21 protein-coding genes and 3 pseudogenes are annotated in these 20,260 nt (G+C 69.2%); 10 read left to right on the forward strand and 14 right to left on the reverse strand.

What is annotated here, in order from left to right; translation table 11 throughout:
• Window positions 1-311: 311 nt before the first annotated feature.
• From ACWCRJ_RS26610 to ACWCRJ_RS26625, 4 genes and pseudogenes are all read right to left on the reverse strand, one after another.
• Window positions 312-605 (reverse strand): hypothetical protein, encoded by a 294-nt coding sequence (locus ACWCRJ_RS26610; RefSeq protein ID WP_450941663.1) that lies wholly within the window; start codon window positions 603-605, stop codon window positions 312-314.
• A 126-nt stretch (window positions 606-731) separates the two neighbouring features.
• Window positions 732-1,634 (reverse strand): annotated as a pseudogene (locus tag ACWCRJ_RS26615) (non-reducing end alpha-L-arabinofuranosidase family hydrolase); the annotation flags it as partial.
• 1,196 nt (window positions 1,635-2,830) lie between these two features.
• Entirely contained in the window at window positions 2,831-3,325 is a 495-nt protein-coding gene (locus ACWCRJ_RS26620) for a hypothetical protein (protein WP_450941664.1), read from the reverse strand.
• Between the two features lie 634 nt (window positions 3,326-3,959).
• Complete coding sequence (locus tag ACWCRJ_RS26625) at window positions 3,960-4,571, reverse strand: DUF4232 domain-containing protein (RefSeq protein WP_450941665.1); 612 nt, start codon at window positions 4,569-4,571, stop codon at window positions 3,960-3,962.
• A gap of 1,439 nt (window positions 4,572-6,010) precedes the next feature.
• On the opposite strand from ACWCRJ_RS26625, the gene ACWCRJ_RS26630 reads away from it, so the two are divergent.
• Window positions 6,011-7,123, forward strand: coding sequence for an FAD-dependent monooxygenase (locus ACWCRJ_RS26630; protein WP_450941666.1), 1,113 nt, complete (start codon window positions 6,011-6,013; stop codon window positions 7,121-7,123).
• Between the two features lie 58 nt (window positions 7,124-7,181).
• Window positions 7,182-7,814, forward strand: coding sequence for a DedA family protein (locus ACWCRJ_RS26635; RefSeq protein WP_450941667.1), 633 nt, complete (start codon window positions 7,182-7,184; stop codon window positions 7,812-7,814).
• A gap of 40 nt (window positions 7,815-7,854) precedes the next feature.
• Here the strand turns inward: ACWCRJ_RS26635 and ACWCRJ_RS26640 are convergent, their stop codons facing one another.
• Window positions 7,855-8,577, reverse strand: a complete 723-nt coding sequence (locus tag ACWCRJ_RS26640) for a hypothetical protein (RefSeq protein WP_450941668.1) — start codon at window positions 8,575-8,577, stop codon at window positions 7,855-7,857.
• 181 nt (window positions 8,578-8,758) lie between these two features.
• Between ACWCRJ_RS26640 and ACWCRJ_RS26645 the strand changes: the two genes are divergently transcribed.
• Entirely contained in the window at window positions 8,759-8,893 is a 135-nt protein-coding gene (locus tag ACWCRJ_RS26645) for a hypothetical protein (RefSeq protein ID WP_450941669.1), read from the forward strand.
• Window positions 8,894-8,927: 34 nt separating this feature from the next.
• Here the strand turns inward: ACWCRJ_RS26645 and ACWCRJ_RS26650 are convergent.
• Window positions 8,928-9,701, reverse strand: a pseudogene (locus ACWCRJ_RS26650) (sigma factor-like helix-turn-helix DNA-binding protein); the annotation flags it as partial.
• 60 nt (window positions 9,702-9,761) lie between these two features.
• On the opposite strand from ACWCRJ_RS26650, the gene ACWCRJ_RS26655 reads away from it, so the two are divergent.
• A complete protein-coding gene (locus ACWCRJ_RS26655; RefSeq protein WP_450941704.1) occupies window positions 9,762-10,025 on the forward strand; it encodes a hypothetical protein in 264 nt (87 codons plus the stop codon).
• Between the two features lie 33 nt (window positions 10,026-10,058).
• Window positions 10,059-10,664: a DinB family protein gene (locus ACWCRJ_RS26660; RefSeq protein ID WP_450941670.1), complete on the forward strand. Its 606-nt coding sequence runs from the start codon at window positions 10,059-10,061 to the stop codon at window positions 10,662-10,664.
• 292 nt (window positions 10,665-10,956) lie between these two features.
• Here the strand turns inward: ACWCRJ_RS26660 and arr are convergent, their stop codons facing one another.
• From arr to ACWCRJ_RS26675, 3 genes are all read right to left on the reverse strand, one after another.
• Window positions 10,957-11,367 (reverse strand): NAD(+)--rifampin ADP-ribosyltransferase, encoded by a 411-nt coding sequence (gene arr, locus ACWCRJ_RS26665; protein WP_450941671.1) that lies wholly within the window; start codon window positions 11,365-11,367, stop codon window positions 10,957-10,959.
• Between the two features lie 12 nt (window positions 11,368-11,379).
• Window positions 11,380-11,913 (reverse strand): hypothetical protein, encoded by a 534-nt coding sequence (locus ACWCRJ_RS26670; protein WP_450941672.1) that lies wholly within the window; start codon window positions 11,911-11,913, stop codon window positions 11,380-11,382.
• Window positions 11,914-12,302: 389 nt separating this feature from the next.
• Window positions 12,303-13,082 (reverse strand): inositol monophosphatase family protein, encoded by a 780-nt coding sequence (locus ACWCRJ_RS26675; RefSeq protein WP_450941673.1) that lies wholly within the window; start codon window positions 13,080-13,082, stop codon window positions 12,303-12,305.
• A gap of 55 nt (window positions 13,083-13,137) precedes the next feature.
• On the opposite strand from ACWCRJ_RS26675, the gene ACWCRJ_RS26680 reads away from it, so the two are divergent.
• The gene (locus ACWCRJ_RS26680) at window positions 13,138-14,037 is read left to right on the forward strand and encodes a LysR family transcriptional regulator (RefSeq protein WP_450941674.1); all 900 of its coding nucleotides are present in this window, start codon (window positions 13,138-13,140) and stop codon (window positions 14,035-14,037) included.
• 30 nt (window positions 14,038-14,067) lie between these two features.
• Here the strand turns inward: ACWCRJ_RS26680 and ACWCRJ_RS26685 are convergent, their stop codons facing one another.
• Complete coding sequence (locus tag ACWCRJ_RS26685; RefSeq protein WP_450941675.1) at window positions 14,068-14,676, reverse strand: NAD(P)-dependent oxidoreductase; 609 nt, start codon at window positions 14,674-14,676, stop codon at window positions 14,068-14,070.
• A 111-nt stretch (window positions 14,677-14,787) separates the two neighbouring features.
• Window positions 14,788-15,597, reverse strand: a complete 810-nt coding sequence (locus ACWCRJ_RS26690; RefSeq protein WP_450941676.1) for an IclR family transcriptional regulator domain-containing protein — start codon at window positions 15,595-15,597, stop codon at window positions 14,788-14,790.
• A 201-nt stretch (window positions 15,598-15,798) separates the two neighbouring features.
• On the opposite strand from ACWCRJ_RS26690, the gene ACWCRJ_RS26695 reads away from it, so the two are divergent.
• The 3 genes from ACWCRJ_RS26695 to ACWCRJ_RS26705 are packed head-to-tail and all read left to right on the forward strand — an operon-like array spanning window position 15,799 to window position 18,534.
• Window positions 15,799-16,896, forward strand: coding sequence for a homoserine dehydrogenase (locus tag ACWCRJ_RS26695; protein ID WP_450941677.1), 1,098 nt, complete (start codon window positions 15,799-15,801; stop codon window positions 16,894-16,896).
• Window positions 16,889-18,325, forward strand: coding sequence for an aldehyde dehydrogenase family protein (locus ACWCRJ_RS26700; RefSeq protein WP_450941678.1), 1,437 nt, complete (start codon window positions 16,889-16,891; stop codon window positions 18,323-18,325). Before ACWCRJ_RS26695 ends, ACWCRJ_RS26700 begins: the two co-directional genes overlap by 8 nt.
• Window positions 18,322-18,534, forward strand: a complete 213-nt coding sequence (locus ACWCRJ_RS26705; RefSeq protein WP_450941679.1) for a hypothetical protein — start codon at window positions 18,322-18,324, stop codon at window positions 18,532-18,534. The genes ACWCRJ_RS26700 and ACWCRJ_RS26705 overlap by 4 nt, the downstream gene beginning before the upstream one ends.
• Here ACWCRJ_RS26705 and ACWCRJ_RS26710 read toward each other — a convergent pair.
• The 3 genes and pseudogenes from ACWCRJ_RS26710 to ACWCRJ_RS26720 form a co-directional block, all read right to left on the reverse strand.
• Window positions 18,509-18,673, reverse strand: coding sequence for an Lrp/AsnC ligand binding domain-containing protein (locus ACWCRJ_RS26710; RefSeq protein WP_450941680.1), 165 nt, complete (start codon window positions 18,671-18,673; stop codon window positions 18,509-18,511). The genes ACWCRJ_RS26705 and ACWCRJ_RS26710 overlap by 26 nt on opposite strands.
• 208 nt (window positions 18,674-18,881) lie before the next feature.
• Window positions 18,882-18,956, reverse strand: a pseudogene (locus tag ACWCRJ_RS26715) (AsnC family transcriptional regulator); the annotation flags it as partial.
• Window positions 18,957-19,035: 79 nt separating this feature from the next.
• The gene (locus ACWCRJ_RS26720; RefSeq protein ID WP_450941681.1) at window positions 19,036-19,809 is read right to left on the reverse strand and encodes a cyclase family protein; all 774 of its coding nucleotides are present in this window, start codon (window positions 19,807-19,809) and stop codon (window positions 19,036-19,038) included.
• 182 nt (window positions 19,810-19,991) lie between these two features.
• Here ACWCRJ_RS26720 and ACWCRJ_RS26725 point away from each other — a divergent pair, with 182 nt between their 5' ends.
• The gene (locus ACWCRJ_RS26725) at window positions 19,992-20,204 is read left to right on the forward strand and encodes an IclR family transcriptional regulator domain-containing protein (RefSeq protein ID WP_450941705.1); all 213 of its coding nucleotides are present in this window, start codon (window positions 19,992-19,994) and stop codon (window positions 20,202-20,204) included.
• The last annotated feature ends 56 nt before the right edge of the window (window positions 20,205-20,260 follow it).

Here is a 20,260-nt window from a genome sequence, read left to right on the forward strand (position 1 = left end):
CTCCCGGCGAACACTAAAGGCCACATAAAGCGACATCAAGCACATAGCGATCGAATCGCACATCGGCGCGCCATGGCATCTGCCCCTGTTCCGATGATCGCCGGGAGTGCCTGGCAGCACTTCGCCCTCCCAGGCCTGGGCGCGGCCGTGGCCGCCCCGGGCTTGCCGCACCTGGCTGCGCAGGCACAAGCACCCCGATCCCGGCCGCACCATCGCCGGTGTCGTCGAGGCCGTCGGTTTCGAGGTGACCGGGTGCGCGCCCGGCGACATGGTCTACGGCACGGCAGTCGCCGCGTTCGCCGAGTACGCCGTCACCCATCCCTCTCCGCCAGGATCGCGCCCAGGCCGACCCGACTCAGCTTCGAGGAGGCGGCGACGGTACCCGTCAGCGCGCTGACCGCGCTCCAGGCCGTCCGCGACAGACAGGGGGCAGGTCGAGGAGGGGCCGGCAGGTTCTGATCACCGGAGCCACCGGTGACACGGGCACCTTCCCCGTCCAACTCGCCCCCGCCCTCGGTGCCCAGGTCACGGCCGCCGTCGCGAGCACTCTCCAGCCCGCAGCCGTGCGGGCCTTGGGCGCCGACCACGTGATCGACCACAGCCACGAGGAATTCCCCGCGACGCCGTTCCGTGCTCACGTGGGCCCGCGACGAGCGAGGTGATGGAGAGGGTGCCTGACATGGGAGAGCTTCGGCCAGGCACCCCTTCATCGGCTGGTGGGCCCAGGCAGGTCAGCGCTGCAGGGTCAGGACACCCGGCCGGTACGGGAGTTGGTTGTAGGGGCCGTTCGCGGAGGGGGACTTGCCCTGATAGAGGAACTGCAGGTTGCAGGGGTCGACGGTCATGGTCTGGTCGGGGTTGTTGCGGACCAGGTCACCGTGGCTGATGTCGTTGGTCCAGGTGGCGCCACTGTTGGCCTTGCCAGCGAAGGGCCTGCTCTCGGTGGCGGCCTGCGGGGTCCAGGAACCGCTCAGGCTGGAGGAGGTGAACGAGCGGAAGTAGCGCCCGTTCGCCCCCATCGCCTCGACGATCATGAGGTACTGGTTCTGGCCCTGGAGCTTGTAGACCTGCGGGGCCTCGAACAGGTTGGCCGTCGTGTCGCTCATGATCGTGGTGTAGGAGGAGCCGAAGTTGCCCGGGAAGTTCCCGATCGGCATGCTCGCGCGGTAGATCTTGCCGTTGTCACCGGCGAAGAACAGGTACATGTTCTGGCCGTCGGCGATCAGTGTCTGGTCGATCGGGCCGGTGCCGGAACCGGAGATGCTGCCGGTGAACAGTGGCTGCGGCGCGGACCAGCCGTTGGGGTTGGTGGGGTCGCTCGACGTGCGGTAGATGAACGGCCACTGACCCCACTGGTACGCGAGCACCCAGATCCTCTTGGGCGCGAAGTAGAACAGCGTGGGCGCAACCGCCGACTGGTTCATGCCGGTCTGGCGGGCCGCGCCCATGTCCGACCAGTTGGTGAAGGGGCTGAACGTCAGCGAGCCCCACGACGATCCCCCGAAGTTCGTCGCGTAGACCAGGTGCTTGCCGTTGTACGTCACGGTGGTGAAGTCCTTCAGCGAAGCCCACCCGTTCGCCGGCTGCGCCAACGCACCTGTCGAGGTCCACCGGTACGTCGACGGAAGGGAGCACGCGCTGGTGGCCGCCTGAGCGGGGTTGGCGACGAGTGACGCCGCCGCCGAGACCAGGGCCGCAACCGAGGCGGCCAGAATCATGGACAGACGTTTGCGGCTGAAACCTACTGTGCGCATGTCGACCTCTTGATTCTTGAGTGAGGGGTTTGGGGTGTGCGGGTTCGGGCTGTGCAGGTTCGGGTCGTACGGGGGTCTGGTCGGCCCGGTTCTACGAGGCCTCGCGAGACAGCGGCGGTGACCGGGAACGGAGGACTCGCACCTCCTCGCAACGCCTTTGCCCCTGGCGGTCGTTGATCGTGATGGCGCGAGCCCGCCGCAGGAGAGCCGAAGGGCTCGACAGCGCACGACCACGAAGACATGCATGACGAGGGCATGACATAGACATGAGCGACGTACTCCTTGCGGCTCGGCCATTTCGTGAGCGCGGCCAGGATTTGCCCCCTCTGCGAGTGAAGCGGTCCTGACGTGTGCGCAATTTCGAACAAGGGGCGAAGTGTCGATCAATCGGATCATAGGGGGCCGGGAAGTAACGTCAATACTTCTCGCAAGATTCGCGAGCGGCGCCGAATTTTTCGATGACTGGATGAACCAGCGTGGATCGGACCCTCCGGCACGGGTTCGCCGGAAGCGGGTGTGGGGGCCGTTGGCCCGAACTCGCTCAGGAGCACGACAGTGCGCCCGCGGTCCGCGAACGGCTCATGGTCGAATCGGTACAGACCGATGCCGCTGGTCGGGACGCTTGGCTGTGCCACTGACGTGTGGCGCCACGGCAGGCGTCTTTGAACTCCCTGTCACGATCGATCTGCGCCACGACATATCGGAGGGGGAACTCACCGAGCTTCGCTGGCACCTCGGACGGGACAGCGCGTCGGACGTGCTCAGCAACGTCACCGACTTCCCTGTCGCGGTGGAGGACGAACACGGACGGCCCGTGATCGAGAATCATCCCGGGCCGCTCCTGGGCCGGCACGACCAGGCCTCCAAGGTGGACGGCTCGCTGGCCTCGGCCCTGGTACGCAGGCAGCACTCCAAGACCGACGCGTGGAGCCTGACCAGCCGACAGGAGATCCACCCCCCGACGACTTCGAACGCGCCGGCCAGCTCCTCAGCCGGCTCGCGACCAAGGCCGCCGGCCGACACCGAAACCCGGACGGCAAGGTCACCTTGGGGTGGACCCGGTTCTACGAAGATTCTCAGCCCGAACCGCTGTTCAGGGAGTCGTCCCGAGAGGCCATGGCTCTCTCGAACAGGTACATTCCGACGATCTTCCCTTTGATCGCCACGCGTTGCCCCGACGACAGCCACTTGTCGCGTGATTCCTCGCCCAGCTGTATGTGGATGTACTGAGCGGTATGCAGCTTCCAGCCCACATCCTCGATCCGCGAGAGCAGGTCACTGCGTGGGGATGGAGTCGCAGCGTGCTGATCCACCCTGCTCCTGACCATCGACGACCGCCCAAGGTCCAGCCCGGTATTTCCATACGGATTCAGGCTGCCTGAACTGCGCTGGTCGATCTCGGTCTCGAACCAGCCGTCACCGCGTTCGAACGCCAGACGGGCCTGTTCGAGGATGGGGTCCTGGAATCGTTCGACGAACTCGTTCCACCGTTCAACCTCTGCGGTCTCCCGGTCCTCCGCCTGAGCCGCAAGCTCTTCCTGCCTGCTCTGCCACCGCTCTTGGAACCCCATCGGTATCTCCTCGCATCGGCCTGCCATCAGGTGCGGCGGTCCGTACAGTCCGCTACTTACACCAGACGACTCGAACGCGGCAAGGCGAGGTACCACGCCGGGGAGATGCCTCGAAACTTTCGCTGGTGTCGATCGAACGCGAGTGCATCGACCCCTCGGCCCTGGCAGTCCACAAGGCTCCGGCCGGGCAGCCGCTGCGCGGCCGAGGCTGCAGTCAGGGGCAGGAGGCGGTGGACTGGCCGCGCCGTCGCTCGGCCAGCGGTGTTGTCGAGCGAGACGCACCCGGTACTCGACGAGCCGGTCGTACCGCTTGAGCATGTCCAGTCCCGCACCGCGAGGACCAGGGAGCCGAGTTGTCGACCGTCTCCGAGCAGTCCAGGAAAGTCATGGCCGGCCAACACGGGGCGGCTGCGTGCCGATTGGCCTGTCCGCATCAGCGGGCTGACGGGCGGCATCCAGTGGCAGCGCCTGCGGGCTGCACCGGAACCTGCCCGTGGCCCAGCCGAGGGCAGGCCGGCGGGCGCGACCGCGAGCGCGCCGGTCAAGCACGCACGCGGTCCGCCTCGTCACACCCCCACCCGACTCAACTCGCCCTCTGGTCATTGGCTGAGGATGCGGCTCCGGTCGAGGTCCGTCACTTGGACATGATGAAGTCCAGGGCGAAGCCGGGAGCGGTCGTCCAGTAGGTGACGCGCTGGCCGTCGTTGGCGTACAGCGTGGGGACGGGCATGGGCACGTCGATCGGCTTGCCCGCGCTGCTGCCGGGCCTCTGACCCTGGAGGCCGAGGGTGATGCTCTTCGCCTCGTACTCGTCCATGGGGCCGTTGACAAGCAGACCCGCGTACGCCTCCTCACCCGGAGCGAGGGTGACGGGCACCCCGGGGTTCGGGTCGCTCTCCTTGATGACGGGGGCCGTGGTCCGACCGGCGCCGAGGCGCACGAGAGGGTAGCGGTAGAGGTTGCACTTCTTGTCGCCGGCGTTCTGGACGGTCAGGAGGAGGTGTCGGGCGTCCTTGCTGTCTGCGGGCTCCTTCACGGCGGAGACGCCGAGAACCTTGTCGGAGCAGGCGGCGACGGTGGCCTTGGCGACGATGCCGCCGGAGCGGTGCGTCGCCGCGTCCTGGGCCTTCCCGCTGATCGTCCGCGGCCCGGTGGCGGAGGCCTGTGCCGACACACCACACCCGAGAGCCAGGACGAGACCTGCCGCCACGGCAACACGGTGGACCGGGAGGGACTTGATGTTCATATGCGTGGACTCTCTTCTGGTCGGTGTGAGGTCGCGTACTGGGCTGTTCGCACCGCACCACCCGGCTCCGCCTCGGTCGGCGGTATCGGGGACGAACGCGCCGCCCCATGGGCACCGCGCCCGTCGGCCGCCCCTGGGAGCGTCCGCGTCCTGCGCCCGGTGCGAGTCGAGCTTCGATGTGTGTCGTAGCGATGCCGTGCGGTCGGCCACTTCGGCCGGTGCGACAGCAATAGCGTCGGACGACCGGTGAGCGCGGGGCAACAGCTGCCCGCAATCTGCAACGGTGGGGCGATCCCACCCCCTCCGACCTGCAGGGACGACGGAGCCTGAGATGCCTGCCTGAGATGGAACAGCCCGAACAGCCCGGGCGGGTTCGGCGAGTTCGGCGGGTTCGGCGCATGGTGGACTCAGCGGCCCGGAGCAGGAGCCTCTGCCGCCCGTGAGTGGTCAGTTCGATGGACGGGTCGGGTCGCTCCGGGAGCAGCCCAAGGCCCCGAACGAGCGGCGGCCTGTTCTGGGAGTTCGCGGTGGTCATGGCTCGGCTCAACGCGCCCGGGGACCTTCGCCAGACGGGCCAGGTCGGGTACGAAGGTGTGCTCGGGTCGACTGGACAGTCGAAGATCGTGGCTCTCCTCGCGCCCGGGGAGTGCGGGGTCACGGTCGGCGGCCCGGCGACATCTCCCCTACCTGGCAACGAGTCCTGACCCCCACCATGGAACCCGGTCACCGACGTTGTTCTTGGCGAAGAAGTCAGTAACGGGCGGCGCCCGGGTGCATATCGGGAAGCGACAAAATGTGCCCCAGCTCGTGGAGGACGATGCGAGAAGCTTGTACAACTGGGCGTCCCCGACTTCCAGGTACACCCAACCCCGTCCCGCCCCCTTGATGTTGACGTGGGACTGGCCCCCCGGCCGTCTTGTACTCCCTGACCCGATGCGACGCCGGCGTGTCCTGCTCGACGCACTTGAACAGATCGACCGGGATGATCTCCGGTGCCGGCTCGGCCGCGACGGCCGGTGTGCTGACCCTCGCAAGGCACCATCAGGCCACGGCCTACGGCCTACGGCTCTGTGCGCCGTGTAGGGCGCCGCCATCCGCCGAGGGTTCCGGTGACAGCGGCGGGCGCGGCCCTGCTAGCCGAACTCCACGACGGGGTGCCGATGTGGGTGAGTTGGGCCAGGTCAGCCGCTGTCGCCGGGGACCATCGCTGCCGTCGGCGCCCGGGCCGAAGGCCGAAGGCCGATCCGGGCGTTTCAGCAAGGGGGTCGTGCCCGATTCTTCGTAGGGCTCATCGCGATCCAGATGCATGCGAGTAAATCCATCATTGATGATATGGCATTTGAATTGGGCAGTGGCTGCTCATAGTGTCGAGACGTGCTTCCGGGCGACACCTTGCAGACACAGGAACTCCGCGCCCCAGCACGTCAAGAGACGGAGTGATGAAAATGTCCTCGAAATCCACGGTAATCGTCGGCGGCGGTTTGGTGGGACTCACCGCCGCAGCCGCCCTCAAGCTCATCGGCCGTGAGGTCATCGTGCTGGAACAGGCACCGGAAATCCGAGCTGTCGGCGCAGGAATCGGCCTGTGGGCCAATGCCTTGCGGGAGTTCAACCATCTCGGCATCGGCTCGGCAATCCGCGATATGAGCGTCGAACAGGACACGTGGTTTTTCACCCCGGCCGGCGATCCTGTCCGCGCTCCTGGTCACATCGACGGCGACCACCAGTTCCGGCTCGTACCGCGCCCCGAGTTGAACGCCCTCCTGGCCGACACCGTCGGCAGGGACCGTATCCGCCTTGCCGCACACGTGACCGGATATACCGAGACCGAATCGGATGTCACCGTGCACCTCGCCGACGGCCAGACATTCCGCGCTGACCTACTCATCGGCGCGGACGGCGTGCACTCACGCGTGCGCAGGCAATTGATGCCGGGGAGTGACGCCGTGACGCACTCCGGCCACTATGCCTGGCGCGCGATCGTACCGACCGGCAGCCAGAGCTCGGAGTCCACCGTGCTCACCATCGGCAGCCGTCGTACCCGCGGCGGGTACGCGAGGATCGGTCGCGATCGGACGATGTGGATGGTCAACCAGTTCGATGCCGACCCGCTCACCGGAAGCAAGCGCGAGCGGGCACTGGAGCGCGCGCGGAATCTGGCACAGGCCGGATGGAACACCGACCTCCTCTCCCTGATCGCCGAGACGCCGGAGGAATCCATCCTGGAGAACCAGGTCACGCTCGTTCCGGAACTGCCCTTCTGGACGAGCACACGCGTGGCGTTGATCGGCGACGCCGCGCACGGACTGTCGCCCCACATCGCTTCGGGAGGCACTCTCGGCATCGAAGATGTCGGCGTCCTGCGGAGCTGCTTGTCAGCCGAGACAGACCTGGAGAAGGCCCTCACCACGTATGAGCAGGCTCGCAGCGCCCGTTTCGAAACGGTACGCAGGCACTCCGCCGCCGTCGAACAGGCCCGCGACGCAGTCGAATTCGCTCAGCACTACGCCGCGTTCATCCGCTGGATGCTCACCACGGCACCCGCCACCTGACACGGGCCCAGGAGTGAAGTCACCCGTGCAGTCCCCATTCACAGGAAGCAGGTAGAGCATGCCGGACTGGTTGGACCTCACGGAGTCCTTGCTGGCGTCGCCCGCACTCTACGCCGTGATCATCGCGGTATCCTTGCTCGACTCCTTCCTGCCCTTGATTCCGAGTGAACCCGTCGTCATTCTCGCAGGCGTCGCCGCCGCGACCGGGCAGACCAACATCTTGCTTGTCATCGCCGCCACAACGGCCGGCGCTTTCCTCGGTGACCTCGTTCCCTACTCCATCGGCCGACTGATGGGAGAACGCATATTCAAGCGCCTGCCCGTCGGCACCAAACGCCGCACAGCGTATGACTGGTTCGATCGCGAACTGAAGCTACGGGGCGGATTTGTTCTCGTCTCCACCCGTTTCGTTCCGGTCGGACGCTATCTCGCCACCGGAACGGCAGGAGTGGTGATGTACCCGCTGCGCAAGTTCGTTCTCTACGTTGCGATTTCCACCTTCACGTGGAGCGCCTACACCGCACTGTCGGGATATCTGGGTGGCGTCTTCTTCCAGGAGAACACACTCGTAGCCGTCTTGGTGGGTGTGGGGTTCGCCTTCGCGGTAACCGGTGCGGTGGAGTTCTCGCGATACGTTCGGCGCCGCAAGAGCCCTGCCGAACCGGATGAGGTAGCTGCCGAACCTCGTTGAGCGCAACCCTCGACATCGCGTCGAGATCGGCACACGCCGGTCACGGTGCCAGCGCGCCGGCCACGCGGGCCAGGCGGTCGACCGACAGCGCGAAGTGGTTGGCGGGGTTACGGAAGGAGTACTCGCCGTCGTTGGTAGAGAAGCCGTGCCCGGCTGTCGTCCAGCGCGCGGCGCCGGCAGCCCCTTGGTCTTCCAGAAGAGCCGAGGCGAGAGGCTCGGGGGCTTCCACGCTGGTTCGGGCACGTAGCGCCGCGGTCAAGCGGTCAACGGCGTCGTCGGGTAGCTCGTCGTCGCCCAGCGCCGGCAGCAGGAGCAGCAGGCGGGCGTGGGGATCGGTGGTGCTGCCTCCGGGCAGCGCGTTGGTCGCGGCCCCCACCAACTCGGTCCAGGACAGGCCCGGTCCCATGAAGTGCCCGTCGTCCCGGGCGAGGAGTTCGGCCCGGTCCCAGTCGGGGTGGTGGAGGAGATAGTCGGTGCCGGTGTCGTCCGCGAACGTGCGGTAGACGATGTGGAGACGGTGATCGTCGGCGAGTGGGACGGTGAATGTCGGCCACTCGGCGCGCTCCCACAGGCGTCGCTGGAAGTCGTCGGCCGCGTCGTAGTCCGCGCCGAACAGCAGCTCCTCGACCTCCTCGCTCTGGGCACACGAGTAGAGGTGCCCCAGCCAGAACAAGGGCATGTCCAGAAGCCCGGTCTGGTGGGTGAGAGGGCCACCGTCGTACCCCGGTATCCGGTCAGGATGCAGTTCCGCGCTGTTCGACACAGAGGACATCATGCCTCCCGGACTCCGCACCGTCAGGGCCGCCCCGTGGTGATCCTGCTGTGTGACCGGGGCGAGCCCGCTTACGTTCGGCGAGTTGGCGACTCAGCTGCGCCAAGAGGGCGCCGACGCGCCGGGCCGTGGCCGACCCTGAAGGCTGCCGCTGCGGGACGGGGTGCTGCTGGTGGCCGCACACGTGAGCACCGACCTGACGCTGAGGCAGCAGGCGCCGTTGGTCGGGGGCGAAGTCGGCGGCGGGCCGGTCATCGACCACGCCATGCGTGGCATCGCTCGCCCGCACAGCCTCGGCATCGCCTGATGAGCGAACGAGCCGACCCGCGCCGTTTCCGGGGTCACTGCATCTGTCGGCGGGCCTGTTTCACCTCGCCGTCGACGGCCCAGGCGTCGGCAACCGGTCCGAGCTGGCCGAGCTTGTCGGGGTTGATCACCGAACGAATGGTCTGGATCTGCCCGTCGAGCACGTCGAGGGCGAGGGCGTGGAGGACCTTGCCGTCCCGGTCGCGGAAGACGGCGCCGGGCTGGCTGTTGACCTCGTGCGCCGTGAACGTCACATCGATCCGGGCCAGCAGCGGGAAAACGGATGCCAGCAACCGTGCGACGTTCTCGGCGCCGACCACGGCCCTGGCCAGCTGCGGGGCCTTGCCGCCGCCGTCCCCCAGCAACTGCACGTCGGCGGCCAGTAGATCCCGTAGGCCGGCGACATCGCCTTCGCGGAGGGCGTCGAAGAACCGTGTCGCAAGCTCCTGCCGGTGCCGACGGTCCGCTTCGAACCGCGGCCGCCCGGCCTCCATGTGCCGTCGTGCCCGTACCAGCAACTGCCGGCACGCGGCCTCCGAACGTCCCACCGCCGAGGCGATGTCGTCGAATCCGAAGCCGAACACCTCCCGCAGCACGAACACCGACCGCTCCAGTGGGCTGAGCCGCTCCAGCAGGAGCAGCGCCGCCATCGACACCGAGTCGGCCGGCTCGGCCGAGCGCGACGGGTCCTGGTACGGATCGCTCAACAGTGGCTCGGGGAACCAGGGGTCCACGTACGCCTCCCGCCGCACCCGCGCCGAGCGCAGCACGTCGATCGAGATCCGCGTCACCGTGGCGGACAGGAACGCGGCGTCGAACTCCTGGCTGCGGCGGGCCTGATACTGCCCGCCGCACTCGGCGTCGCGCCCATCCCGGAGCCGCCGGCCGCAACCGGACCGGTACCGCTGTTCGCCGGCGCGCTGACCAAGCGTCTCCGCCGTGGCGCGCGAGTGACGATCGCGGGCGACCTGATCTACCTCGCCCTGGCCCTCTGCCTGGCGTGGGGCCCGATGAACGGACTCCAGCACGGCTCCGGTGCAGCACCGCCAGACACTCGTCTCTTCAGGGCAGGCCCCGGCCGTCCGCGCCGCACGTCGTCAACACCCTCGCTGCCCCCAGGTACGGGATCTTGAGACCACGAGCGGCCCATGGCAGGCTCATGCCGCATGATCGATGAATTCGCGAAAGGCAACCTGCACGGGAGGCTGCGGCGCGACCGCGAGGCGCTGCTCTGGAAACTCGACGGCCTGTCCGAATACGACGCCCGCCGACCTTTGACCGCGACCGGGACCAACCTCCTCGGCCTGGTCAAACACGTGGCCACAGTCGAGGCCAGGTACTTCGGCGAGGTCTTCGACCGCCCTTCCCCGGAACCGCTGTCCCGGTGGCAGGACTCCGACGGCAGCGATCTGTGGGCGACCGAGGACGAGACGCGCGATCAGATCATCGGGTTCTACCGGCGCACGTGGGAACACTCCGACGCGACGATCAACGAGCTTCCCCTCGACGCCCCCGGCCATGTGCCGTGGTGGTCGGAGCCGCACGCCGACACCAACCTGTTCGCCATCATGGTCCATGTCCTCGGCGAGTCCATCCGGCATGTCGGGCACGCCGATATCCTGCGCGAGGGCCTGGACGGCCGGACCGGGTTGCGCGCCGAACTCGTGAAGCAGATCGACGAGGAGACCCGTGCGGCCCACTGCGCGAAGATCGAGCAGGCCGCCAGGTCGGCCGCACCAGCCAGGGCACAAAGGTTGTCGCAGGTGACTTGAGGTGCGTGCGGCATGACGCCGGTCGTGGGTGCTGATCTATCGAAGCGTCCCGTTCCTGTTGAACTCGGGGCCTCGGCCGCCCCGTTGCTGCCGTCGTCCCCCACTCGTCCGCAAGATGGCGGGACCGCTTCACGTGACGAGCAGGCCGTGTTCACGACAGTGGTCTACGCGGTCTACGCGCAGACCAGCGGCTGCACCGGGGCGGTGCTGGACGAACTCGGAGGCCCAAGGTGGCTTCAGGCGGGCATCCCGCTCGCTGTCCCGTGTCCGGCGCGAAGCGCACGACCGCCTCTTAGTTGATGATTTCGGCGCGATCATCCACTCGGATCGCAGCAAGCCGTTCTTGCCACATTTGGAGAGCTTCAGGTGTCTGTCGCGTCCAGTCGGTGACCTCGCCGACGATCCGGAGTGGCTCCTTGCTGCGATAGGAGCGGGTGGGATTGCCAGGGAACTTCCTGTCGGTGACGTTGGGGTCGTTCTCGAACTCCCCTGTCGGTTCGACGACATACACACGCGGCGCCCCGTCACCGGCGGCGAGTTCAGCGGCAAGTCCCGCGCCGTCGCGCAACGCGGTGAAGTAGATGTGGTTCATCACGATTTCTGGCCGGTAGTTCGAACGGAAACCGGCGGTGAGGTGATCTCCCACCCTCAGATCGGCCTTTGTGCCGTGAAAGAACGGACCCTCATCCAACGCCTCATCCATCGCGACAGGTTATCAAGCGGGTTTGCGCACTCGGCCCCACGGCTTGAAGACCGAGAGCACCATCGCGAAACTCAGCAACCCCATGGCGGTGGCGGCGAGGAACGCGACGAACCAGATGTCCCGCAACGGTTGTTCCCCCGTGGCCAGTTCGGTGATGGGGCCGAGGAACACCAGCAGCATCACGCAGGCGATCACGTTGAGGACCAGCTTCACCGCGACCCACCGGTAGCGAACGAGTCCCCACTTGGTCGCCATTCCCAGCAGGACACCGGTGCCGAGGCAGATCGAACCCGCTACAAGAGCCGACAGCAATAGGGGAACGACGAAGTAGTCCGCGAGTACCTGGTACACGGCGGTGCGGTCGTCACCCTCACGCACCCAGCCGACGGCCACCAGAACGGCCGAGATGACATCGATGCCGATCCAGGCTCCCGCGGCCACGACATGCGTGACGAGAATGCTTTTGCGCAGCCGGGCCGGAATGCGCCGGCGGACTCGGTTCCCCCGTGTCGGCATGGTGGTTCGGGGTGTGGTGTGGGTGCTCATGAGCGTCCTTCGCTGTGGAGGTCGGTCTCGGCGATGAGGGCGGGGCTGGAGGCGGCAGCTGGTGGACGGTGAGTCACATGTGTTCGGCGCCTGCGGGGGCCCGGATCGCGGTGTGCTGCACACCAACACCGCGACGACCCACCGTCCTGGCGCGTGCACCCGGAACCGCTCGGAAGCGCCCGGAAGCGCCCGGAAGTACCCGGACGCGAGCGGTGACGGGTACCGGCCGGCGCCCCGCCGCGTGACCCCGCCACATGCCTCCGGGAGCGCCGTCCCGCCGAACTTCTCGGCACACTCCCCTTGCAGGAAGACGCTCCCGGCCGCGACGATCCACTCACCCGCCCCGGACGGCGTACCGCCGCCGGCTTGCGGATGGATCCGGCCTCTCCTCAGGCCGTGAGGACGTCCAGCGCGGCGGCGTGCACACCCGGCGCGGCAGCGAGGTAGCTCTCGCCGGCCAGTTCCCAGGCCTTGCCCTCGAGGTCGGTGACTACGCCTCCGGCCTCCTGGACCAGCAGCACTCCTGCCGCGTGGGACCGGACGTTGTCGAACTGCCAGTGCAAGTCCATCCGGCCCGCGGCGACCTGGGCGAGCTGGTGGGTCACAGGTACGGAGACCCGTACATGGAGTGCGGCGTTCGTCATCGCGGCGAAGGCGGAGCCCATCCGGGTCGCGAGCTCGGGGTCGTGACCCGGCTGCGCCTGACCGGTTCCGGCCAGTGCGCCGTCCAACGACGTCTTGGCCGACACTCGCAGCCGCGTCCCGTTGAGGAACGCCCCGCCGCCCTCGGTCGCGGTGAACATCTCGTCGAGGACCGGGAAGTAGACCACGGCCAGTACCGGGCGGCCGTCCCGCACGAGGCTCACGCCGATGTTCCAGTCGGGCATGCCGTGCACGGCGTTGACGTTGCCGCCGACCGGGTCGATCAGCCACCACTCCCCCGTGGCCAGCGGTCCCGAGCCGTGCTCGTCGTTGAGCCAGCCCGCGCCCGGCAGGGCCTCGGCCAACGCGGGACGCAGCGTTTCCACGACGGCCGCGTCATTGGCCTGGAGGCTCGCGAGCAGCTCGGGGAGCCCGAGGTGACGCGACTCGGTGGAGTAGCGCGTCATCATGCGGGCCCCGGCGTGGCGGACGGCGGCGACGGTGGCGGCGAGAAGTTCCTGGCTCATGAAATGCTCCTGGAGTTAATGGAAGTGGATCTGTGTCTTGTGAGGATTTACCTGTATGCAACTGGACTTGAATCTGCTGACCGTGTTGGACGCCCTGCTCGAAGAGGGCAGCGTGATGGGCGCGGCCGAGCGGCTCCATCTGTCCTCGCCGGCGGTCAGCCGGACCCTCGGCCGGCTTCGCGCCGTCACGGGGGACGACATCCTGGTGCGTACCGGCCACTCGATGACTCCCACCCCGTACGCGGTGTCGGTGCGGGAGGACGTGCACCGGCTGGTCAGGCAGGCGCACGAGGTGCTCTCGCCGGTCCGTGAGCTGAACCCGGCCGAGATGGAGCGCACTTTCACGATCCAGTGCCATGACGCGGTAGCCGCGTCACTGCTGCCGGTCCTGGTCGAGCGGATCCAGCAGCGGGCTTCCGGGGTGCAGCTACGGGTACTGGCGGAGAGCCCCGTCGACACCGACGACCTGCGGCACGGCCGCGTCGATCTGGAACTCGGCGGCGGCAGGCCCGGCTTGCCCGAGTTCCGGTCCGAGTCGCTCGGCGACGATCCCCTCGTCGTGGCGATGCGCGCGGACCATCCCTGTGCCGCCGGACTCGACCTGGCCTCCTACGCGGCGCAGCCGCATGTGGTGATCTCCCGGCGTGGCCGTCTCACCGCGCCGATCGACGACGTGCTGGCCGCCGAAGGGCTGCGGCGCCGGGTGGTCGCGGCGGTGGCGACGGTGTCCACGGCCCTGCAGATCGCCGCTCGCGGTGACGCGCTGGTCACCTGCACGGCGATCCACGGCCGCCCGCTCATCGAGGCGTTCGGGCTCATCGCTCGGCCCCTGCCCATCGAGTCCCCGGCGGCGACGATCAACTGCAACTGGCACCAGCGCTTCGATTCCGACCCGGCCCACGCCTGGCTGCGCGAGCAGGTCCGGGCGTCACTCTCGGAGATCACCGCCCGCTGACCGCTCCGCCTCGTGCGCCAACCGCACGGCCTACTGCGTCAACGGCAGGGCGACGGCGCCGGGGAAGGCAGGCGTCTCCGCTTCGTCCAGCATCGCCGCGGCGACGGTTTCCCGGCTGACCTTCGCACCGAGGTCGAAGGGGGGCCCGGCCTCCAGGCCGATCGTGCGCCGACGAGGGCTTTCCGGCCCGTCCGCGAGCATCCCGGCGTGGAAGACGGTGCCACCGGCCGCGAGGACGGTGTTGTCGGCTTCGACCTTGTCGGCGAGCCGGTCGCCCAGCACCTTGGCGAGCATGCTCGCACCCTCCCCCGCCACTTCGGCCGACTTGCCCGTGCCGTAGGCACCGAGCCAGATGACGCGCCGTGGGCCGGCGGCGACGACGGCCCGGGCGCCGGTCAGCAGGGTCCCGGCCCGGTCGGTGCCGAGTGCGGAGAGGACCACGGAACTCCCGTCCACGACGGCGGCGATACTCGCCGCGTCGTGCACGTCGCCCGCCACTTTGCGCAGGTTCGGGGAGTCGGGCACGGCGATCCGCTCGGGATCACGCGCGATGGCGGTCACGGTGTGACCGCGTCGAAGTGCCTGTCGAGTGAGGGCGATTCCGGTCTGGCCGGAGGCCGCGAGGACGGTGAGGTTCATGCCGAGAACGTTAGGGAGTCCCCCACTTAACATCAAATGCAAGTATCTGACTTGATAATTTACCCAGACGCAATTGCTCTCGATCGTCGAGCAGAAGACTGGGGGTGCGTCCTACTGGTTCGTGGCGTCGTCGTCGATGGGCGGGGCCAGTGCGGCGGCCGCCGCGGTGAGGGCCGTGCGCAGCATCCGCTCGCGGGAGAGCAGGTCCTGGTGCCTGCCGACGACCGACACGGCGGCGCGGATGTGTCCGCCTGCATCCCGCACGGGTACGGCGTACTCGGTGACGCCGTGCTCGAACTCGCCGTGGGCCGCGACGATGCCGCGCAGGCGGTCGCGGTCGTTGGCGGCGGAGAGTTCCGCGGCGGAATGGGCGGCGTTGGGGCCGCCGACGCCGATCAGCTCGTAGTCGTCGAGCAGGGCGGAGATCTCATCGGCGGTGTAGTCGAGGAGGAGGGCGCGGCCCGCGCCGGTGCACCAACACGGGGTGACGAGGCCCGCCCGGCCCTGCCACTCCTGGGCGAAGGCCGCGGCGGACTCGGCACGCAGCAGCCGGACCTGGACACCGTCACGGACGGAGAGGCGCGCGCCGACACCGTGTTCTACGGCGATACGGCGCAGGAGCGGGCGACTGCGCCGGAGCAGGCCCGGGTGCAGGGAGGCGGCGGCGGTGAAGAAGGCGTTGCCGACGCGCAGTGTCGAGTCGTCGCGGCGTTCGAGGAAGCCCTTGTCGCACAGGTCCTGGGTGGTACGTGATGCCTTGCTGCGCTCGACTCCGACCTCGTCGGCGAGCCTGCTGACGTTGAAGCCGGTCCGGCCGGAGGCTTCGCGGTCCAGCACGGTGTTGACCATCCGCAGGGCCATCCGCAGTGAGGAGGCCGCTCCCGGGCCCGTCTGTCCGGATGAGGGGCCGTTCGTCGTCACCTCGGCACAATAGCGAGCCGGTGATCCCCGGCCCTCGGTCGCGGGCGCTGCCGCGCACGCAGGACGAGTGACATGCGAAGGAGCACATCGGCGGTCGTAGCGGCCGGTTCGGCATGGCCGGACCGACCTGGCGGAGCGTGACGCTGTACGTGGTCGCGCCGCCGGACGGGTGGCGCCGGTGGAGACAAGGAGGAGGTCCGGATGACCCGGTACGACCTGGCGCTCATCGGATTCGGCGGGGTGAACCGCGCGCTCGCCGAGCTGATCGCCGAACGCGGAGACGCCCTGGAGGCCGAACTCGGCTTCGCCCTGCGGGTGGTGGCCATCACCGATCTGCGGGCCGGCTCGCTCGTACGGACGGACGGCGGCGGGATCGACCTGGCGGGGCTGCTCGCCGTGGCGCCCGGTGAGCTGGACTTCTCGGGGTGGGATGGTGGCAGCCCGGAGGCCCGTAACGAGTGGGTGATCCGTGAGGTGCCCGCCGACATCGTCGCCGAGGCCACCTTCACCAACCCCACGGACGGGGAGCCCGCGCTGTCGCACGTGCGGTGGGCCGTCGAGGCCGGCAAGCACGTGTGCACCACCAACAAGGGTCCGGTCGCCCTGCACGGGCAGGCCCTGAAGCACCTGGCACGACGCCACGGTGTGTGCTTCGAGTTCGAGGGCACCGTGATGTCGGGCACCCCGGTGCTGCGCACCGCCCGCCGGATGTTCGGCGGGCTGTCCGTGCACGGCTTCGAAGGGATCATGAACGGCACCTCCAACTACGTCCTGGGCCGCCTGGAGTCGGGGCTGTCCTTCACCGAGGCCGTCGCAGAGGCCCAGGCCCTGGGGTACGCCGAGGCCGACCCGACGGCCGACATCGAGGGCCACGACGTCCAGCTGAAGGTCGTGATCCTCGCGAACGAGGTGCTCGACGCCGACCTGCGGCGCGCGGACGTGCCCTGCACCGGTCTGTCCGCCCTCACCGCCGACGACGTCCGCCGGGCGGCGGCCGAGGGACTGCGCTGGAAGCTGGTCGGCTCCGCCACCCGGCGCCCGGACGGCACGGTCGACGCACGGGTCGCGCCGGTCGCACTGCCCGCCGAGCACCCCCTCGCCGGCATAGCCGGCCCCGGCAACGCCATCGCCTTCCACACCCGTCCGCTGGGCACCGTCACCGTCGGCGGCCCGGGGGCGGGGCGCATCGAGACGGCGTACGCCCTGCTGTCCGACGTCATCGGCATCCACGAGCGGACCGCCTCGGGTGCGGTGCCGGGAGCCGGCAACGAGATCCTCGCGGAGGCCCACCGTGTCTGACACCACCGTCCTGTGCCCCCGTCCGGCCTCCCACGAGCAGGTCGGCGACGGCATGGCAGCCGTGCGCAACCCCTTCAACGGCGAGCCCATCGGCTCGGTGTGTCTCACCCCGGCCTACGCCGTGGACGAGGTCATGCGGCGGGCCCGCGCGGGGCGGAAGACCGCCCGCGGGCTCTCCCGCGCCGCCCGTGCGGCCGTGCTCGACGGTGCGGCCCGGCTGATCGAGGAGCGTGCCGAGCCGTTCGCCCGGCTGATCGTCGCCGAGGCGGGCAAGACCGTGGTCCAGGCCCGCAAGGAGACCGGCCGTGCCGTCAACACGCTGCGTCTGTCGGCCGCAGAGGCGCGCCGCAACGCGGGCGAGGTGGTGCCGTTCGACGCCTACGCGGGCTCGGAGGGGCGCCTGGGCTGGTTCACACGCGAGCCGCTGGGCGTCATCGCGGCGGTCACGCCGTACAACGACCCGCTCAACCTGGTCGCGCACAAGCTCGGGCCGGCGATCGCCGGCGGCAACGCGGTCGTGCTCAAACCGTCGCTGCTCACCCCGCTGTCCGCGCTGCGGCTGGTCGACACGCTGGTGGAGGCCGGACTGCCGGAGGACGTGGTGACCGTGGTCAACGGCGGCGCCGAGCTGGGCGCCGCCCTGGTGTCCGCGCCGGACGTGCGCATGGTGTCCTTCACCGGCGGCTTCCGCACCGGTGAGGCCATCGCGCGCCAGGCGGGACTGAAGAAGCTCGCGATGGATCTGGGCAGCAACGCCCCGGTGATCGTGCTGGCCGACGCCGCCCTGGACGCGGCGGTGGAGGCGTGCGTGTCCGGTGCGTTCTGGGCGGCCGGGCAGAACTGCATCAGCACCCAGCGCGTCCTCGTCGAACGCGAGGTGTACGCGGCGTTCCGGGACGCCTTCGTGGCGCGGACCCGGCGGCTGCGCGCCGGGGATCCGGTGGACAGCGGCACCGACGTCGGCCCGATGATCGACGAGCGGGCCGCGATGGCGGCGGAGGCCACGGTCGCCGCCGCGCTCGCCGAGGGCGCGCGACTGCTGTGCGGACACGAGCGGAACGGCAGCGTGTACGCGCCGACCGTGCTGGAGGACGTGCCGGACACGTCCTCGGTCTGGCGGGAGGAGGCGTTCGCGCCCGTCGTGGTGCTCCAGGCCGTCGACTCCTTCGAGGAGGCCGTGGAGCGGGCCAACGAGGTCGATTTCAGCCTGCACGCGGGTGTGTTCACCGGCTCCCTGGACCGGGCGATGGACGCGGCCCGGCTGCTGGAGGCCTCCGGTGTGATGGTGAACGACTCGTCCGACTACCGCTTCGACGCGATGCCCTTCGGCGGGTTCAAGTACGGCAGCATGGGCCGTGAGGGTGTGCGCTTCGCCTATGAGGAGATGACCCAGCCGAAGGTGGTCTGCCTCAACAGGGAGCCGGTGTGACCGCCAACCGGGAGCACCTCGCGCGCGGGGCCGCCCACGTGGTCGGCGCGGCGACGGCGCCCGCTCCGCACATCGGGCACGAGGTCGCCGCGGAGGTGGCCCGGCAGGCGTCGCTGACTGGAACCGATGTGATCGAAGTGGCCGTCGACCGCGGGTTGTTGGAGCGGGAGACCGCGCTGCGGATCATGGCTGCCGTGGCGGCCGGCTGACGACCCGGGACAGCGCCAGCGCTGTCACCGTGTCCCGTACACCGGGCATCTGGGCGATCTGCTCCCAGATTCCCTGTACGCGTTCCAGGGTGCCTGCCTCCACACTGACCAGCAGGTCGAACCGACCGGCTGAGGACATCGCGGGAGACCACCTCGGGGATGCGCTTGAGTGCGGCGAGGACGTCTCCGTCGCGCATCCGGTCCTCCCGGTAGACCAGGACGTGCGCGGCCACCGTCGACCGGTCCGGCCCGCGCGACGGGCGCACGATCGTGTAGCCGCCGATGTGTCCCTGCCGTTCCAGACGCTCCACGCGCTGGCGTACGGCGTTGCGGGACAGCCTTACGCGCTGGCCCAGTTCGGCGTGGGAGATCCGGGCGTTGTGGGTGAGTTCGAGGATGATCTGCTCGTCGATGGCGTCCATGGCGCTGTCCGTCTCCTGACTGGCCGAAGGCTCCGGTGGCCTGGGGCCACCGGAGCCGCGTGTGCCGGTACGTCTGGGGTCAGCCCTCGTGGTGCAGGGCGAAGACACGGGCCGGGAAGCCCGAACCGCCCTGCGGCTTGGGCCAGGTGGCGACGATCAGGGCACCCGCCTCGGGTACCCGGTCGAAGCCGGCCATCAACTCGATCTGCCAGCGGTCCCGTTCGAGGACGTAGCTCTCCAGGCTGAAGTCACCGGCCGAGGTGGCCGGTCCGGGGTCGGTGTCGGTCTGCTCGTGCCCGATCGCGGTGACGCCGGCTTCCTCGAAGAGGTACCGCAGGACCTCGGCGGACCAGCCGGGGTAGTGGCTGACGCCCGCCTCGTCCTTGTTGGCCATGGCGGCCGGGTCGGGCCAGCGGTGGCCCCAGCCGGTGCGCAGGGCGACGAACGCCCCCTGGGGGATGCGGCCGTTGCGGGCTTCCCAGGCCGCGACGTCGTCCAGGGTCGGCACGGCGTCGGGGTCGGCGGCGACCCGGTCGCTGATGTCGAGGGCGACGAGCGGGAGGATCATCTCGTCGACGGGGATCTCGTCCAGGGTCCGGGCACCGTCGACGAAGTGCACGGGCGGGTCGACGTGGGTGCCCCACTGGCCGACGATCGTGTAGAGGTGCACGTTGAAGCCGTCGCCGCGGGACATGTCGAAGGGCATCTCGAGCTTCTCGTCCGGGAAGGCGGGGAAGTGCGGCTGACCGGGGTGGAAGGCGTGTGTGAGGTCGGTGCGGACCGTCTTGCCCATCAGTTCCCGGTGCAGGGCCCACCGCGGCGGTACGGCGGTGGTGGCCGTGTTCGGTGTCATGCGTGCTCGTCCTCTGTCTCGGCTGTCTCGGTGTGGTGCCCGGCGTACTGCAGCGACTGTGGCCAGGCCCTGCTGAGCGACGCCGACGACGACGAGGTGGCCGCGGTCTTCGCCCGCACCGAGTTCGTCCGCCACGGCCCCCACACACCCGCCGACCTTGACGCTTCCTGCGCCGGCTGGAGCTGACCCGGCGGCGCGGCTACTCCGTCGTCGACGAGGAGGCCGAACCGGGCCTGTACTCGGTCGCCGTACCCGTACGCGACTTCACCGACGAGGTCGTCGCCGCCGTACAGGTCGTCGGACCGCGACGACGCCTGGAACCGAGGACCCAGGAGTGCGTGGCCGCCGCCCTGCGCTGGGGACGCCACCTGGAGACCGCTCTGCGCGGCGCCTGATCGCACACCGCGGGGCACCGGCCTCGACGGTTCAGCGGGTTTCGACGGCGACGCCG

Source organism: Streptomyces sp. NPDC002324, from assembly GCF_053593335.1.

Excerpts from the sequence above, each read along its gene's own strand:
- ACWCRJ_RS26620 (WP_450941664.1), bottom strand. The coding sequence starts at position 3,325 with ATGGGGTTCCAAGAGCGGTGGCAGAGCAGGCAGGAAGAGCTTGCGGCT.
- ACWCRJ_RS26625 (WP_450941665.1), bottom strand. The coding sequence starts at position 4,571 with ATGAACATCAAGTCCCTCCCGGTCCACCGTGTTGCCGTGGCGGCAGGT.
- ACWCRJ_RS26630 (WP_450941666.1), top strand. The coding sequence starts at position 6,011 with ATGAAAATGTCCTCGAAATCCACGGTAATCGTCGGCGGCGGTTTGGTG.
- ACWCRJ_RS26635 (WP_450941667.1), top strand. The coding sequence starts at position 7,182 with ATGCCGGACTGGTTGGACCTCACGGAGTCCTTGCTGGCGTCGCCCGCA.
- ACWCRJ_RS26660 (WP_450941670.1), top strand. The coding sequence starts at position 10,059 with ATGATCGATGAATTCGCGAAAGGCAACCTGCACGGGAGGCTGCGGCGC.
- arr (WP_450941671.1), bottom strand. The coding sequence starts at position 11,367 with ATGGATGAGGCGTTGGATGAGGGTCCGTTCTTTCACGGCACAAAGGCC.
- ACWCRJ_RS26670 (WP_450941672.1), bottom strand. The coding sequence starts at position 11,913 with ATGAGCACCCACACCACACCCCGAACCACCATGCCGACACGGGGGAAC.
- ACWCRJ_RS26675 (WP_450941673.1), bottom strand. The coding sequence starts at position 13,082 with ATGAGCCAGGAACTTCTCGCCGCCACCGTCGCCGCCGTCCGCCACGCC.
- ACWCRJ_RS26680 (WP_450941674.1), top strand. The coding sequence starts at position 13,138 with ATGCAACTGGACTTGAATCTGCTGACCGTGTTGGACGCCCTGCTCGAA.
- ACWCRJ_RS26685 (WP_450941675.1), bottom strand. The coding sequence starts at position 14,676 with ATGAACCTCACCGTCCTCGCGGCCTCCGGCCAGACCGGAATCGCCCTC.
- ACWCRJ_RS26695 (WP_450941677.1), top strand. The coding sequence starts at position 15,799 with ATGACCCGGTACGACCTGGCGCTCATCGGATTCGGCGGGGTGAACCGC.
- ACWCRJ_RS26710 (WP_450941680.1), bottom strand. The coding sequence starts at position 18,673 with ATGTCCTCAGCCGGTCGGTTCGACCTGCTGGTCAGTGTGGAGGCAGGC.
- ACWCRJ_RS26720 (WP_450941681.1), bottom strand. The coding sequence starts at position 19,809 with ATGACACCGAACACGGCCACCACCGCCGTACCGCCGCGGTGGGCCCTG.